Below are 14,262 nucleotides of genomic sequence, written 5' to 3'. Positions count from 1 at the left end.
ATCACTCCCCGATATTCGTTGCGGGGTGGCGGGGAAGCAGAAGGGCACCCTTCTGCCCGACCTGCGAAATCCAGTTCCGGCAGGCGCTGACGGGGCCAGAGGTCGAGGTCGCCCTAAACCCGTGGGCCCGGACGACCCAACCGAGAGTGTCGCCCCATGCGGCACCACCAGCCGTTTCGAAGGCAGCGGTGATCGCGGCAATCGAACGGTCATATCCTGTCCGATCCATCGACCAGTCAGTCGCGCCGATCAAAAGCCTTTCCACCTGACCGGCCAATTCGATCGCTTTTGCACGATCCAACATCACGCCACCTCCAGTTCGAGGGCGGCGGTGGCGGCGATGCGCCATTCGATCATATAGCCTTCGATGTAGCGCGGGCCGTGGAGCCGCGCGAAATCGGTGGCCATGTCCTCGAGGTCGGCATAACCGAGCCGCTTGGCGCAGCCCTCGAGGCGCAGGAGCGGCATGTTGCTTTCGCGGATGCCGGTGATGCGGTTGCCGGTCCAGAGGATGTCCATCCGCTCGACCGCGGTGCAGATCGCACCCTCGACGATCTGACGGTGATTGACCTGATCCATGAGCCGGATCGGTTCACCGACCCGCGCATGACGCAGCCGGGGCGGTTCAAAAGTCTGCTGCATCACCCCGGCGGAGATCAGCGGCACGAAACGCTGGGCGAAGGTATAGGTGATCATGACGGCTCTCCGAAAAAGGTGTGTCCTGGGCGGCTGAGGTGGAACTGCTCGACCAGCCAGAACACCTCGGGCAGGCCGCCCAATGCTTCGGCGGCCTCTTCAGCGCTGCCCCAATCGAAGACCAAGTTGCGAGCCAGTAGCGTCTGCAACTGCTGCACACGGGCCTCGGTGTCGGTCAGGATTTGGTAAATCTGCGCGATCGTTTCGCCCAGATTTACCAGCGTCCCGTCGATACAGACACGATAGACCGAGGCTCGGTCGGCCAAGGCAGACATGTTGGGCAGTTCGGGCATGATCACCCCCGCGCCAGGCCGAAACTGACCGAAACCAACTCGCCGCCGACTTCGGCGCGCATGCGGAACTCGGGCGAGGTGCGCGAGCCGGTGACCCGGATCGCGTCCTTCAGCGCGTCCATCGCAGCCACCCATTTCGGATCGGTGATGTCATGTCGCAGCAGCTTGAAGAGTTCGGCCTTGTTGATCCGCCCCTCCTTGTCGACGTTGAAAGCGCCGGCCACGATCAGCCGCAGCGGGGCGGCCGCATCTTCCGACCAATCGCGCAGGCAGTCGTCGATCAGGGCTTTCGAAGCTTGCAGTTCCGGCCCGAAGTCGAGCGTGTCGCGCACGCGGATGCTGATCCGGTAGCAGTCGTCGATGGTCGCATAGGTGCGGTTGCCCTTCGGCCCGCCCTTCTCGGCGCCATACTTCTCGGCGATCAGCGCATCGAAGGCGCCGAGATCGGCGAAGAGATGGCCGCGGAAGCGGTTCACCTGATCGACCAGGGCAAGGAACCAGCCGAACTGATCCCGAACCAACTGGTCTTCCAACAAGTGCTGCTGCTTGATGGTTTCGATCGGCAAAAGCGCGCCCTTGGCGTCCGACATATAGGTCTTGCCGTTGAAGGTGACCTTGCCGTCGGGGATCGTGGCCGGCGTGAAGGCGGATTGATGTTCGGACATTTCAGAACTCCTTGAGACGGGGGAAAACGAGCCGGTCCGGCGCCTGCAGTTGCAGGGGCGGGATCGGGGCGAGGCCGAGGATCACAAGCGCCAGCGCCATGTCCTCGATCTGGTTGGTGCTGAGGCCCGTCAGGGCCCGGTTGCCATAGAGATCGACGCGGCCAAGGGCGCGGGCGGCGGAGATGAGGATGTCGCGGTCGCTGCGAAGAGCGTCAGCCATCTGCAGCCTCCGATTTCAGCGGATTGAGATGACAACGGCGGCAGGCTCGCCATTGAGTGATCTGTTCCGGGTCAGACGTGGACATCGGAGCACTTGCCAAACTGCGGCACCGATCCGGTGTGAGGCCTATGCGCAAGAAAGGGCAAAGCACCTGATCTCGGTAGATCGCGAACACCCTGGCGGCATGCTTTGCGGTCACCAGATCGAGGCTCTGAGCCGGATATGTGCCCGAGATCAGCATTGATACCGACGGACGCGCCATTTCGGTCTCACGGGCGATCTGGCTGATGGACTTGCCCTTTTCAACCTGCGACCTCAGCAGCAGGATCCATTCAGGGTCGGGAAGGTCGAGCTTTAGCGAGGGGTGCAAAGAACATCCTCCCCCGTGTTGAAATCGCGGATGCCGGGCGCCTTTGACAGAACGACAGGTGCCCTCGGTCCCGTGTTGATCCGCAACTGGAAGCGTTTGTAGCCGTTGCTGGTCGGAGCAGGCGCGGCTGCGCGATGAGGGGAGGCCGCCACATATTCCACCCGCACGAGTGCTTGCAGATATCGATGCAGATTGTCTTCGGGGTTGCGGTCGCTTGACCTTGCAGCCTCAAGGATGATGGAAGGAACCGTGAACATCCGCTGCATCCGCATCGAGGACCAAGCCCGTTGGCGGAACGTGTCCTTGTACTCCGGAACCTTCTGTCGCGGACCTTTCGGACCCGACTTGATCACCTCGCCAGCTGCTGCTGCGGCAAGCCCCTCGGGCGTCAGTTGATAGCAGCCGACGGCCATCCGCTCGAGGTAGTTCCGGCGCAGCAGGTTGGCGGCTGCGTCAGAAACCTGACGGTTGGTGAGGTCGAGATCTTCAGCCAGTTGATCGATGGTCAGGCAGAGGCCGCCTGACAGCTTCTGCAGCAAGGCGGTCGGGGCCTTGCCCGGGTGATGCCGATCCACCATCAGACCGCCCCCGGCACGATGATCGGCTTCGAAGTCGAGCGGTCGTTCATCAGCACCTGACCGGCCATGTCTGCCATGGTGATGCCTGCGGCGCCAATGTCGGCCCGCATGCCGAAGCGCTCGATATGCGCGATGGCTTCGAGGATCTCGCGGTTGAACCCCTTCGACAGACGCCAGACGAACTCTGTCAGATCCTCGGCAACCGGAAGTTCACAGCGCCCGGCGATGAGGGCACGAGCATCATCCAACGTCGCGGGGCGAAAGGTGATCTTGTTCGAACCGGCCCGGCTCTCGATCTGGGGGAAGCGGCGGAGGTTATCACGCAGCGAGCCCATCCCCACGAGGATGGTCGGCAGGTAGCGCAGATCCGAGATCCCCCGGATGGCCTCCATGATCTCGCCACGGGTCGAGACCATGTCGCATTCATCAATCACCAGACCAAAGGTCCGGTTTTCAAAGATGGCGCGCTCCGAGCGGTCCGCCAGCTCATCAAGAACCCGCGCAAAGCGTTCGCGCTTGCCCCGGATGCTCTTGGCGTCGATCGACAGCGCGGTCAGCAGTTCCTGAATAAGCCAGGAGTAATCCCAACCCTTCTGGGCGCGCAGATAAATGCTGCCCGTCTGGGACACCCAGTGGCGGATGGTGGTGGTTTTGCCGAGGCCGGGAAGCCCATCGACGACGGCGAGGCAGGCCTCGATAGCTCCGCGCTCGTTCACCCGCTTCAAGGCGCCGTAGAACTCGCGGACATTGGTCGTCTCGACAAAGGTCGGTTTCATGCTATGCTCTCCTCATTCCTGACGTTTCTTGGCTAGGCAGCGGCGCGGAGGAGGGTTCGAAGCACCTCCGTGTCGATGCCGGCCATTTCGAGGACCTTTCTGGCCGTCGAATTGCTGATGCAGTCCCGCAGAACGCGGAGCTGGTTAGGGGTAAGTTCCGTGGGGTGCTGAATTGCCCAGGCTGCGAGTTCTTCATCCGATCGGAAGACGCGGCGGCGCGGGGCATCGGGGGAGGCTGGCGCGGTATTGTCCACCGCCAACGTGACCGGCTCGGCTGGCCGGGCGGGCGAAAGGTCGATGAACTCCGCCAGCTCGACTGCCTGTTGCTCCAGCTGGAACGGCGCGTCCAGTTCGGCCAGCTTGTCGTCGCGGCGACGATCAAGGCGTTTCAGGGCGGTGCGATTGCGGTCTTCGACGGCCTTTTGCTCGGCGGTCAGCGGGAGGTAGCGCCGTGCGTTCCCGCCAAACTCGGCCACGCAGATCAGTCTGCCTGGCTGCCCGCTCTCAAGATCAAGCTCACGCACCCAGACTTTATCGGCCTGATGCAGATCATAGCCGACTGCCACCTCTTCGCCGTGGTAGGCCTCGAGCGACAGGTGGAAGTAGTCGTTGGTATTCCACTTGACGAGGCCGCGACTGACCGTGCGGACCTCGTAGGGCCGGAACAGATCGTCCATTTCCTCCGGGTCGATCCTGACAGGTTCAAACCCGTTCTGGACGTGCAGCGCCCAGGCTTCATTCGGGGTCATGTGCCGCAGACGACCGGTTTCCGGATCCTCGTAGCGCGGTAACCCGGTGTGTTCGCGGTCGTTGTAATCGGCGATGGTCTTCTCGACCGCAGCGATGAACTCTGCCCAACTGGGCAGTCGGCGAGCTTGACCGAACTCCTTGATCTCGCGCCGGGTCTCCTGATGGATTGCCTTCTTGGCCTCCTTGTCCATGTCGCGGCCCATGTAGGTCGGCAGGCGCTTGGCAAGGTCATTCCAGACGTGGTTGAATCGCTCGATAATGCCTTTGGCCTGGCTGTTGTAGGGCAGCGCATGCATCTTGGTGATGCCGAGACGGCCCATCAGGCCGCCGACATCAGCATCGAAGGTCTTGTTTTTGTATCCTGCGCCCCGGTCGGTGTAGAAAATAGCGCAGATGCCATTGGTCGCGCAGGACCGGCGCAGGGCCTCGGTCACCGCGATGGTGTTTTCCTTGCGGCTGACCGCATATCCCACGCATTTGCGGGTGGCGACATCAAGGACCGAGGTGATTTCCGGCCGCATCGGCTTGCGGGAAACCGGATCTGCCACCTCGGAGTCGAAGGTCTTTCCGTCGGCCGTGTAGACGGTCGTCGGCCACATGTCGTCCGTCGTTCTGGTCACATAAGGCATGCGCGCCCGGAGGGTCAGGATGCCCTCGCGACCGACATTCTTCTCGATGTTGTTAAGTCGAGTGCGCAGTATACGGGTGATCTGATCCAGGCTCAGCGTCATCGGTTGGACACCTTGCCGGACCTCAGCCGCCTCCAGCCACTTCCGATGCGCATCTGCGATCGACGGTTTTCGGGGATTCGCATAGAAATTCATGAACTCGAAGAATGCCTGCGGAATGGGCTCGGCCTGCTTCGGCGGGATCGGTGCCAGCGCAAGGAGCCCGCGCTCGTCACGGGCCTTGAACCACTCGTAGATCGTCGCGCGGCTGATCCCGGCCTTGTTCCTTCGATCATTGGCCTTGGCGATGATCGAAGGATCGACCTGAAACCCGTCATCCGCGGTCAGCGCGAGACGCAGGGCCAGCCCGGCGATCTCACGGTCCGTCAGACGCAGGCCCGCATCGCGGCGACGCTCGGCATCCTTGCGGGCAATCCATCCCTCTTGAGCTTCGAGGAAGCGGGCAATCGCCCAGGCCCGCGTTTGCTGCTGCGCGATTGCAAAGCCTTCGATCGACCGTAGGATTTCGACCCGCGCCAGCATCACATCACGACGCCCTGCCGGCAGGGCAGCCACGCGCAAGGCGTCGATCCTGCGCTGATCAACCAGCTGCTCTTTCCGATGCTGCCTGACGAGGCTGGCCTGCATCTCACTGGCCGCCAGCGCATTGCGCAGATAGTCGGGCAGCAAGGTGACGTGATACTCACGGCTCGGGCGGCCGCCCTTGGCCTCAGCGGGGCGCCAACGCGTAAGGTGATCCGGCAACCCGTTCCAGCCCCTCACTTCGGCATGCGTGCGGATGCCCCGCTCAGATGTCGGGAAACCGTCGCCACCGCGGCTGGCCGCAACTTCGGCAATTTCTCGGGCTGTCAGGAACTCACGAAATCCGCATGCGGCGGGAGCGATCCTGACGGGAAGCATGCTCATCGACGCGCCCTCCCTTGCGCGATCACTTCGCGCTCGAGGGCCTGCTCCATCGCTTCGATTTCACGCTTTTTCTCGCGGATCAGGTGCAGCTTGATCATTCCGGCATATTCCGAGTCGATCACCGTCATCCCGAACTCGCCCGGCACAAAGCCGAGGAGATCACGGGCATCGGTGGCGTGGACGAGGGCAATGAAGGCATCGAGCGGGATGCGGTGATCCTCGGACCCTTCAGAAGACCATTTGTTCAGCATCGCCTCGGACACCGGGCGATGCAGGTAGGCAGACATCCGGCGCGCAACCTCTGCCCGGCTGAACCCGTCATCCCGGGCGTCGCGCAGGGCCTGCCCGATGATCCGGGCGATACGGTTGTCGAGGGGACCGCGACCCGTGACCTCGGCGCTGTAGCCGACGGAAACCTTGGGCGGCTCCCAGGCAAACAGGTCTTTGGTCAGAGGGTCGCGGTGGCGGGCCATCAGATGCGGCCCCGCCGCTTGAGCGAGGCGATGATGCGCTCTTCATTCTCGACCAGCAGGAGGTCGAGGCTGGCCTCCGGCAGGGCTTTCAGCCCCTCGCTGAGGGCGCGGAACTTGCGCTCCAGCGCGGTGGGCTGGATGCCATTCTCCAGATAAGCCAGAGCGGCCGCGACATTTTCAATCTCGCTATGCTCACCGCCGAGGATCAGATCAAGGATCCGCACCTGTCGGGCGGCAGGCTCCTCGGACAGCGCCTTCAGCTCGGTCTGCTTTGTCGCCAGCTTCGTGCCGACCAGGCGCAGGCGCGAAGCTGGGGAGAGGTCCGTCCAGATTTTGACGGCCATGTTGATCGCGCGCTTGGACAGACCGATTTTTTCGGCGATGTCCTGTGCGAACCCAAAGATTTCAGACTGTTCATCGCCAGTGGGAAAACTTTTCCCACTGGTTTCACCTGCGCGAGGCCGACTGCCACCGCCAACTTTTTCTGCGACGGACCGCGCGAAACCGAAAACTTCGGGCTTATCGTCGGAGGTGGAAAGAGTTTTTCCACCTTCCTCGGTCAACACCTCGACGAGCGGGCGCACCTTGGCCGCCTCCCACGCTTTCTTCAGCTCATGCAGATGATGGCAGCGGTCCAGCGCGATCAGTTCGGCCCGGCCGAGGTTCTCCATCACCTCCTCCAGCCGCGCCGCCTCGTCGCTTTCGGCGGTCGAAATGCTGGCCGGGATCATGTCCCGCTGCAGCAACTCAAAGGCGCGGAGGCGGCGCAGACCGCTGATCAGCCTGTAGCGGTCGCCGATCTGCCGCACCCGGATTGGATGGTGCAGACCCTGTTCAGCAATGACGCCCGCCAGCATATGGGCGTCCGCCTCATCATAGTCGCGCGCCCGATTGTCGGGCACGTCGATATCCCTGATCGCTAGATCGAGGATGGTAAGTGATGTCATGATGCGCCTGTTTTCTGCGATTTTCGGGTGCCCCCCGGCGAAGCTGCCACTCGCCGGAGGGCTGACCTCCTGCCCGTGTGCCGGTGCCGGAGGTTTTCGATGTCCACGCTGCGGGAAAACCGCTTCGCTGCTCGCAGGCCGGCGTGGCGGCCCTGGAATCTCAGGCGGAACGGTCCGCATCCTCGGCTCTGCCCCGCGGCATCACGGCACTTCCTGCACCAACTGATCGGCGCCAGTCGGCAGGCCCATCCCAGCCGCCGCCCAGAACCCGCCGAAGACCAGCAGGAATAGGGCAATGCCGCCGATCACGTCGTCAAAACGAAGCCCCTTCACCCGTGCGCCCTCGCCAGATGCACGGCAGCTTCGGCCAGCACGGGCTGAAACGGTGGCACCAGCGAAACCTGACCCGCACCCAGCACGGCGCGAAGTCCCAGCTCCTCGGCGATCGACTCCCGCCCGGCCTGCTCCCGCGCCTCGGCCAGCAGGTGGCCTTGCAGGCTGCGGAGCGCCTGGCAAAGCCGCGACCGCGTCTCGGCCTCCGGCGTAACCCCACCGGCAAGAAAGGCCAGCGCCTCCCCGAGATCGGCGGCGGCGCCCCGGAGCGACACCGAGGAGATGTCAAAGGGCAGCGCCGGTTTTGACAGGATCCGGCTCATGCCGCCGCCCTCTTGTCTGCGGGCGCATCCGCATTTTGACTCGCCATGGGCGGATATTTCGCGGTATCGAGGATGCGAGGTTTCCCCTTGGGATAACGGGACGGCCACAGCTCCTCGGGCTTGCGGTCGATGAAGTCGGCAATGATCTTCTGCACCTTGAAGAGGGTGCGGCTCTTCACCTGGCGGAAGACGTTCGGGTTGTAGTCGTTCCGCTTGGCAAGTTCGGTGAGGGTCATGCCGCGGCGGTGGATCTCGGCAATAATGCCGGGGTGATCCAACGCAGGCTCCTGTTTGGTCATCGGGTTCCTCCGACTGGAGGCGGGTGCTGGTAACACCCGCTTTTTGTTGGTTCGTTTGGCTCAACAGCAGGCGGCGCAAGCTGACTGCCTACGCATAGGGATAATGGAGTATCTCCGTTTTGTAAACGGAGAATTTCCGTTAATTGGAATGGCACGACCCTCGGTCGCAAAAACACCATTTTCGCAACGGCTTACGGCTGTTCGCGAGGCGCTTGGATACAAGGAACGCAAGGCATTTGCCGAGAAGCTGAACATGCACCCGGACACGCTTGGGGGATACGAGCGGGGTGACACGTTTCCGGACCAGCAGTTTCTGACGCGCTATAAACGTGAATTCTCAGTTAACCTGGACTGGCTGATCACGGGTGATGGCCGGATGTTCAATTCCGTTGCTGACATCATCAGTGAACGTATTGCTGCCGACCTTGCTGGCCCTCCCGTCGAGAAGGTGTCCGCTCTTGAAACCCTTCGCGTATTGGCCCCGCGTCACGCTGAAACCGGCCCGGATCAGGTACGACTGGCAGCCGCCATCGAGGCCGTCGAAGAAGGCCTTGCAGGCCGAAATGTTGCCCCATCCGTTAAGGCCGAATTAACCATCGCAGCCTACCATCTGTTAGCGGCGGCGACGGATGAGAACCGCGCCCAGGTCATACGGCTGGTCAAGGGGGCATAGAATGCAGATGGAAGAGGCGAAGGAAGCGATTTCCAGGCTGATAAGGGACGCTATACCAGCTGCACCCGCTCCCGGTTCCGCTCAGGGCGGGATCAACTTCTTCGGCGGAACTAACGTGGTGCAGATCCACATGTCCATGGCGCCCCAGCCGACGGCGGAGGTCGCATTGGAACAGCCCAAGGTAGAACTGGCTCCGCACCCAGCCATACGAGGCAGAAGGCGGGAAATACTTCTTTCCCGCATCGCCGCTAGCAATGAAGTGCTAAAGATCCGAGGCAAGCGCGACTACCACCTTCGCTTTGCCCATTCGGTCTTTGGACATGGCGACCTCTCGTTGCTCGATCATAACCAGATCGAGCGTATCGTCGCATTCATGGAACACGAGGCCGCGCTATGATCGCTTTCAGACAATTCCCACCTTTCATGTGTGTGCTTCTCCTTTTGGCCTGCACAAAGATGGAGCAGTATTTTCCGAACGGAAAGACAACCACGATTGACGGTGAAGAGTATCTTGTTCACGAAATTTCTCCCGGAACTTACCAAGCATTGCCGAATGATCCTGACCTTAGCTGGATGGTCGCCTATGACGCAGGCATTTGGGCGAAGAACGTAAGAGCTATCGAGGCGGTTACTGGTTGCAAGGTTGCTCCCGGTTCGACTCGAAACCAAGACAATAACACTGTTGCTGCGGTCAACTGCTAGGCGCTCACCAACTTCCGCTTCGCCGTCAGAAACCGCAGCCGCCTGCCGCATCCTGACATTTCGGCAGTTCCGAAACCTCGCGCTACGGTGCGTCGCAGGCATATCGGTTATTTTCGTTTATTTCCGATGCGTTAACCTTGTTGTCGGCCGCCTTGGTAGGTTTCGGCACCGATTTCCGAAACCTGCCGGCCCCAAGCTATCGGCCAGCCTGCGCGAAACGCATTCTTGCATCCCCTCTACGCTGATGAAGCCTTTCCGCTTCAATACGTTAGCCGACGCGGGCCGATGTCGATCACATGCAGGTCAGATGTCGATTACCTGCGCGCCCGGTGACGGCTTTTCACGCATTTTCACCCGCCAACTTGCATCGCCACCACGCGCCATAATGTCAGGATTTTCACGCGATCCCAACATCTTAACCCGCTCTAAGTGGGTTTCCGGCTCTGTCCAGAAGCTACCACCCCTCTACAGCCGTTCGTTTTGTCGGGCGGGGCGCCGAGCGCGGTGGAGACGGCCTTGGTCAGGCCGAGAAGGCGCGCGATCAGGGCCGGGTCGGGCGGCACCGGGATGTGTTGCACGCTGCCGATCAGGCCGATGCTGCCGACCAGCGCACCGCGATAGTCATAGATCGGCGCCGCAATGGCATTGATGCCCAGAAGGCTTTCCTCGGGTGCCATGGCATAGCCCAAGCGGCGGATTTCGGCCACGTCGCGCCGCAACTGCCCGGGATCCGTCACCGTCCGAGGCGTGATTGCGGCCAGCGGCTCTGCGCAAACCCGCTCCAGCACCTCTGCCGGTCCGAAGGCAAGATAGACCTTGCCCTGTGCCGAGGCGTGCAGCGCCAGTTGCCCGCCGGGCCGGATGCCGATTTCGATGGGCTGATTGCTGGGAACCGTCGCCACCACAAAGACTGATTGCGGGGTGGGCGAACTGAGAACCACCGCCAGGCCCAGCTCGTTGCGCGCCGCAAGCATCAGCGGCATGGCATTGGCGGCCACATCGTTCAGGTCCGGGGCATGACGCGCCAGAAGCCAGGCTTTCGGACCCAGCCGATAGCGGGCGTTTCCGGGTTCCTGCGTGACAAAGCCGTGATCGGCAAGCGTCTGAAGGTGCTTGAACACGGCGCTTTTCGCAATGCCGATGCGGTCGGCAATCTGGGTGACACCTGCGCCTTCGGCCTGAAAAGCGACCAGTTCAAGGATACTCAGGCAGACATCGGCCGCCTTGACACCATCCGCTGCGCCCATCTGTTTGCCGACCCCTCTCTGCCCGATGCGGATTTGCCCACCTTCATCGGAAGATTGACAAGTCTTGGCAAGGCTTCAATATAGATAACATCGTTCTCTAATGGAGAACAACTAAGAAGGTGATTCTACGCCATGCACAGCGGGAACCAGCGCGGCAGCGGCCGGTCGGCATGTCTTGAAACCCGTATCGGGCGGCTTCGGCTGAAAAACCCCGTGATCGCCGCGGCGGGGGAACATCTGATCGACGCTGCGGGCATCCGTTCCGCCATTCTTGCCGGTGCAGGGGCCGTGGTGGGCAAATCGACCAACGAATCCGAAGCGGCAAAAGACCAACTGACCCGGGCGGAATATGTCGCGCTGGGCCCGGACTGGCGCCCGGTGCCATGGGGGCCGGATGCCCCGCCGGCAACCCTCCTGACCCGATCCGGTCTGACGCCTTTGGGGTTCGACGACTGGCTGGCGCAATGCGTGGCGATGGATCGCTTCGCGGCGCGGCATGACTGCCTTTATGTGCCCTCGCTGATCCTGGCTGCGCCGGAACCCGCCGTCCGCATGGCCAAGGCCGTGGAGGCGGCCGGGTTGCGGGTGCTGGAGTTCAACATCGGCACCCCCTATGCCAGCCAGGCGGCGCAGGGAGCTGTTGCGACGGAACTGTCCCCCGCGCGGGTCGGCGAGCTGACCCGGATGATGGTGCAGGCGGTGGAAATTCCCGTCTGGGTCAAGATCACCGGGCAAAGCGAGCGGGTGCCAGAGCTTGCCGCCGCAGCCTTTGCCGCCGGGGCGGAAAGCGTTGTCATGGCGGGCCGTGCGCTGGGCCTGTTGCCCGATCTTGACACGATGGCGCCGGTGCTGGGCACCAGTTGCGGCATCGGCGGCTGGTGGAACCTGCCGCTGACCTGCCACTGGCTTGCCACCAGCCGGGCGGCGCTGGGCCCGGGCCACAGCCTTATCGGCATCAATGGCGCCACCAACGGCGCCGATGTTGCGCGGATGCTTCTGGCCGGGGCATCGGCCGTCGGCCTGTCTTCGGAAGTGATGCTGCGCGGCTGGTCGGTGCTTGAGGAGGCGCTTGCCACGCTGGAAGCCTATTGCCGCGACAAAGACCTGACTGTGGCCGATCTGATCGGGCGTGCCGCCGATGCCCGCAAACGCTTTGCCGATATGCCGGTGCTGGATCAGCACTGGAAAGGTTTCATCCCAGCCCCCCTGAGCGGGGCCATGACGGAGAACGAAGATGACTGATGCCACCCCCCGGATTGATGCGCTGATGCAGGGCGCGGTCGATCTGCATATCCATTCCGGCCCCTCTCTGCATCCGCGCAAGGTTGATCACATCGAGGTGCTGCGCGCGGCCGATGCGGCAGGGATGCGGGCCATCCTGATCAAGGATCACTATTATCCGACCATGCCGATCACCCGGTTGATGAACGACAATTTGGGTTGCCGGACCGAAGCCATCGGCGCGGTCGTCCTGAACAATCCGGTGGGCGGGCTGAATCCTTCGGCAGTGGATTATGCGCTGAAACAGGGGGCCAAGGTCGTCTGGATGGCGACGGCCCATGCCAGGAACCACTTGGAATACGAAGCAAAGGACGTCGATTTCAAGAACAAGTTTCCGGTCAACAGCCGCAAGACCGTCGCTGCCATTCCCGCCACGCTGACCGATGACGCAGGCGTGGTGCGCGACGAGGTGAAACTGATCCTTGATCTGATCGCCGAAGCGGATGCAGTCGTCTCTGCCGGCCATCACCATGTAAGTGAATGCTTCCCCTTTTACGAAGAGGCCAAGGCGCGCGGCGTGAGGCGTCTGTTTCTGAACCATCCGACCTATGTGAATGATTGCAGCATGGAGGATGTGCGTTCGCTGGTGTCGATGGGCGTCAAGATGGAACATTCGATCTGCATGTTCATCCCCTCGACCTTCCATCTGTTCGACGATGCCCATCTGCAAGAGGTGATTGCGGCGGCGGGGATCGGCAATACGTTCTTCGGCTCGGACCTTGGGCAAAAGAACAATCCCACCCCGGTCGAGGGGATGCGCGCGATCATCGCGCTCTTGATCCGCCTTGGCTATGACGATGGGCAGATCCGGCTGATGACCACCACCGTCGCGGCCGAGCTGGTGGGGCTGGCGGTATGAACCTGCGTGCCCGCATTCTGGCGGGGGAGCGTTTGGTCGGGTGTTTTGTCAAGACACCCGCGCCGCAGGTGGTCGAGGTGTTGGGGCTGGGCGGGCTGGATTTCGTGGTTGCCGACCGCGAACACGCCCCGATCGGCACCCAGACGATTGACCTCATGGCGATGGCGGGCCGTTCGGTTGACCTGCCGGTGCTGATCCGTTCGCGCAATGCGCAGGCTGACGAAATCTGGCCGGCGCTGGATATGGGCTGCGCCGGGGTGATGGTGCCGCATATCCGCGGTGCGGCAGAGGCGGCCAAGGTGGCGGACGCGATGAAATATGCGCGCGGACGCGGCTTTTCGCCCTCGGGCCGGGCGGGCGGTTACGGCACCCTGCCACCCGCCGAATATCGCCGACAGTCGGATACGGGCAGCGTCTTTCTGGCGCAGATCGAAGATGCCGTGGCCATGGCAGAGCTGGATGCCATCGCCGCGGTGCCCGAGGTGGATGTGCTGTTCGTCGGCCCGCAGGATTTGGCGCTGTCGCTTGGCTGCGCGCCCGACGCGCCGGAACTGGCCGCGGCGATTGACGCCGTTACCGCTGCGGCCCGGGCCGCCGGCAAGGCGGCGGGCCTTTTCGTTTCCGATCCGGCCAGCATCGCCAGCCATGCGGCACGCGGCATCACCCTATTCGTCTGCGGCTCTGATCAGGGGCTGATCCTTGGCGGGGCACGGCGGCTGATGACCGCTGCCCATGCCTGAACCCAATGGAGGCACCATGAATATCCATCAGATCGACTGGTCGGCACTGGACTGGAAGACCATCCGCCCCGGCGTTGAGCAAAAGGCGTTTTCCGGTAAAGGAGCGACCATTGCCCTGCACCGGCTGCAACCGGGCCACGAGCCGAAGCCGCACAAGCATGATAATGAGCAGATCGCCTATATCGTCTCCGGCATTGCCGATTTTCATGTGGCCGGGCAGGTCACCCGGCTTGGCCCGGGTGGCCTGATCGTGATTCCGGGCAATGTGATGCACCATGCGGTTGTCGTGGGCGACGAAGAGGTGATCAACCTTGATGTCTTTACCCCCGCCCGGCCCGAATACGCCCCGCTGCCGGACAGCTAGGGTCAGGACTCACAACCAATAGATGACAGTCGCGGCGAGGGCGCAGGCGGAGAGGAAGAGGATCGGGCAGCGGTCGTA

General features: G+C 62.5%; 22 protein-coding genes. 7 read left to right on the top strand and 15 right to left on the bottom strand.

Features of this window, described 5'->3' with window-relative positions:
• Position 1 precedes the first annotated feature (1 nt).
• The 14 genes from HS053_RS20275 to HS053_RS20215 form a co-directional block, all read right to left on the bottom strand.
• Positions 2 to 304, bottom strand: a complete 303-nt coding sequence (locus HS053_RS20275) for a hypothetical protein (protein WP_174213065.1) — start codon at positions 302 to 304, stop codon at positions 2 to 4.
• On the bottom strand, positions 304 to 696 hold the full coding sequence (locus HS053_RS20270) for a hypothetical protein (protein ID WP_174213064.1): 393 nt from the start codon (positions 694 to 696) through the stop codon (positions 304 to 306). Before HS053_RS20270 ends, HS053_RS20275 begins: the two co-directional genes overlap by 1 nt.
• The gene (locus HS053_RS20265) at positions 693 to 989 is read right to left on the bottom strand and encodes a hypothetical protein (RefSeq protein ID WP_174213063.1); all 297 of its coding nucleotides are present in this window, start codon (positions 987 to 989) and stop codon (positions 693 to 695) included. Before HS053_RS20265 ends, HS053_RS20270 begins: the two co-directional genes overlap by 4 nt.
• 2 nt (positions 990 to 991) lie before the next feature.
• On the bottom strand, positions 992 to 1,654 hold the full coding sequence (locus HS053_RS20260) for a DUF3164 family protein (protein ID WP_174213062.1): 663 nt from the start codon (positions 1,652 to 1,654) through the stop codon (positions 992 to 994).
• Position 1,655: 1 nt separating this feature from the next.
• A complete protein-coding gene (locus tag HS053_RS20255) occupies positions 1,656 to 1,874 on the bottom strand; it encodes a hypothetical protein (protein ID WP_174213061.1) in 219 nt (72 codons plus the stop codon).
• Positions 1,867 to 2,244 carry a hypothetical protein gene (locus HS053_RS20250; protein WP_174213060.1) on the bottom strand — a complete coding sequence of 126 codons (378 nt, stop codon included), beginning with the start codon at positions 2,242 to 2,244 and terminating at the stop codon, positions 1,867 to 1,869. Before HS053_RS20250 ends, HS053_RS20255 begins: the two co-directional genes overlap by 8 nt.
• Entirely contained in the window at positions 2,229 to 2,822 is a 594-nt protein-coding gene (locus tag HS053_RS20245) for a hypothetical protein (protein WP_174213059.1), read from the bottom strand. Before HS053_RS20245 ends, HS053_RS20250 begins: the two co-directional genes overlap by 16 nt.
• On the bottom strand, positions 2,822 to 3,598 hold the full coding sequence (locus HS053_RS20240) for an AAA family ATPase (protein ID WP_174213058.1): 777 nt from the start codon (positions 3,596 to 3,598) through the stop codon (positions 2,822 to 2,824). The genes HS053_RS20245 and HS053_RS20240 overlap by 1 nt, the downstream gene beginning before the upstream one ends.
• A 32-nt stretch (positions 3,599 to 3,630) precedes the next feature.
• Positions 3,631 to 5,943, bottom strand: a complete 2,313-nt coding sequence (locus tag HS053_RS20235) for a Mu transposase C-terminal domain-containing protein (RefSeq protein WP_241699961.1) — start codon at positions 5,941 to 5,943, stop codon at positions 3,631 to 3,633.
• Positions 5,940 to 6,416 carry a hypothetical protein gene (locus HS053_RS20230; protein ID WP_174213057.1) on the bottom strand — a complete coding sequence of 159 codons (477 nt, stop codon included), beginning with the start codon at positions 6,414 to 6,416 and terminating at the stop codon, positions 5,940 to 5,942. Before HS053_RS20230 ends, HS053_RS20235 begins: the two co-directional genes overlap by 4 nt.
• Positions 6,416 to 7,363, bottom strand: a complete 948-nt coding sequence (locus HS053_RS20225) for a ParB/RepB/Spo0J family partition protein (protein ID WP_174213056.1) — start codon at positions 7,361 to 7,363, stop codon at positions 6,416 to 6,418. The genes HS053_RS20230 and HS053_RS20225 overlap by 1 nt, the downstream gene beginning before the upstream one ends.
• Before the next feature lie 201 nt (positions 7,364 to 7,564).
• The gene (locus tag HS053_RS22550; RefSeq protein ID WP_277817083.1) at positions 7,565 to 7,696 is read right to left on the bottom strand and encodes a hypothetical protein; all 132 of its coding nucleotides are present in this window, start codon (positions 7,694 to 7,696) and stop codon (positions 7,565 to 7,567) included.
• Positions 7,693 to 8,019 carry a hypothetical protein gene (locus HS053_RS20220; protein WP_174213055.1) on the bottom strand — a complete coding sequence of 109 codons (327 nt, stop codon included), beginning with the start codon at positions 8,017 to 8,019 and terminating at the stop codon, positions 7,693 to 7,695. The genes HS053_RS22550 and HS053_RS20220 overlap by 4 nt, the downstream gene beginning before the upstream one ends.
• Positions 8,016 to 8,318, bottom strand: a complete 303-nt coding sequence (locus tag HS053_RS20215) for a helix-turn-helix domain-containing protein (protein ID WP_174213054.1) — start codon at positions 8,316 to 8,318, stop codon at positions 8,016 to 8,018. Before HS053_RS20215 ends, HS053_RS20220 begins: the two co-directional genes overlap by 4 nt.
• A gap of 103 nt (positions 8,319 to 8,421) precedes the next feature.
• Between HS053_RS20215 and HS053_RS20210 the strand changes: the two genes are divergently transcribed.
• The 3 genes from HS053_RS20210 to HS053_RS20200 are packed head-to-tail and all read left to right on the top strand — an operon-like array spanning position 8,422 to position 9,693.
• Positions 8,422 to 8,991 carry a helix-turn-helix domain-containing protein gene (locus tag HS053_RS20210; protein ID WP_241699960.1) on the top strand — a complete coding sequence of 190 codons (570 nt, stop codon included), beginning with the start codon at positions 8,422 to 8,424 and terminating at the stop codon, positions 8,989 to 8,991.
• A 1-nt stretch (position 8,992) separates the two neighbouring features.
• Positions 8,993 to 9,388 carry a hypothetical protein gene (locus HS053_RS20205; RefSeq protein ID WP_174213053.1) on the top strand — a complete coding sequence of 132 codons (396 nt, stop codon included), beginning with the start codon at positions 8,993 to 8,995 and terminating at the stop codon, positions 9,386 to 9,388.
• Between the two features lie 26 nt (positions 9,389 to 9,414).
• The gene (locus HS053_RS20200; protein WP_174213052.1) at positions 9,415 to 9,693 is read left to right on the top strand and encodes a hypothetical protein; all 279 of its coding nucleotides are present in this window, start codon (positions 9,415 to 9,417) and stop codon (positions 9,691 to 9,693) included.
• Positions 9,694 to 10,118: 425 nt separating this feature from the next.
• Here HS053_RS20200 and HS053_RS20195 read toward each other — a convergent pair whose 3' ends face one another.
• Entirely contained in the window at positions 10,119 to 10,940 is an 822-nt protein-coding gene (locus tag HS053_RS20195; RefSeq protein ID WP_174213051.1) for an IclR family transcriptional regulator, read from the bottom strand.
• A 132-nt stretch (positions 10,941 to 11,072) separates the two neighbouring features.
• On the opposite strand from HS053_RS20195, the gene HS053_RS20190 reads away from it, so the two are divergent.
• The 4 genes from HS053_RS20190 to HS053_RS20175 are packed head-to-tail and all read left to right on the top strand — an operon-like array spanning position 11,073 to position 14,184.
• Positions 11,073 to 12,182, top strand: coding sequence for a tRNA-dihydrouridine synthase (locus HS053_RS20190; RefSeq protein WP_174213050.1), 1,110 nt, complete (start codon positions 11,073 to 11,075; stop codon positions 12,180 to 12,182).
• The gene (locus tag HS053_RS20185; RefSeq protein ID WP_174213049.1) at positions 12,175 to 13,080 is read left to right on the top strand and encodes a DUF6282 family protein; all 906 of its coding nucleotides are present in this window, start codon (positions 12,175 to 12,177) and stop codon (positions 13,078 to 13,080) included. The genes HS053_RS20190 and HS053_RS20185 overlap by 8 nt, the downstream gene beginning before the upstream one ends.
• A complete protein-coding gene (locus HS053_RS20180; RefSeq protein WP_174213048.1) occupies positions 13,077 to 13,820 on the top strand; it encodes an HpcH/HpaI aldolase family protein in 744 nt (247 codons plus the stop codon). The genes HS053_RS20185 and HS053_RS20180 overlap by 4 nt, the downstream gene beginning before the upstream one ends.
• A 16-nt stretch (positions 13,821 to 13,836) precedes the next feature.
• Positions 13,837 to 14,184, top strand: a complete 348-nt coding sequence (locus tag HS053_RS20175; RefSeq protein ID WP_174213047.1) for a cupin domain-containing protein — start codon at positions 13,837 to 13,839, stop codon at positions 14,182 to 14,184.
• Positions 14,185 to 14,262: the final 78 nt, after the last annotated feature.

The organism is Tabrizicola fusiformis, assembly GCF_013328815.1.
Lineage (GTDB): Bacteria > Pseudomonadota > Alphaproteobacteria > Rhodobacterales > Rhodobacteraceae > Fuscibacter.
Note: the sequence above shows the minus strand (reverse complement) of the source record. Positions and strands in the feature narration are given on the sequence as shown.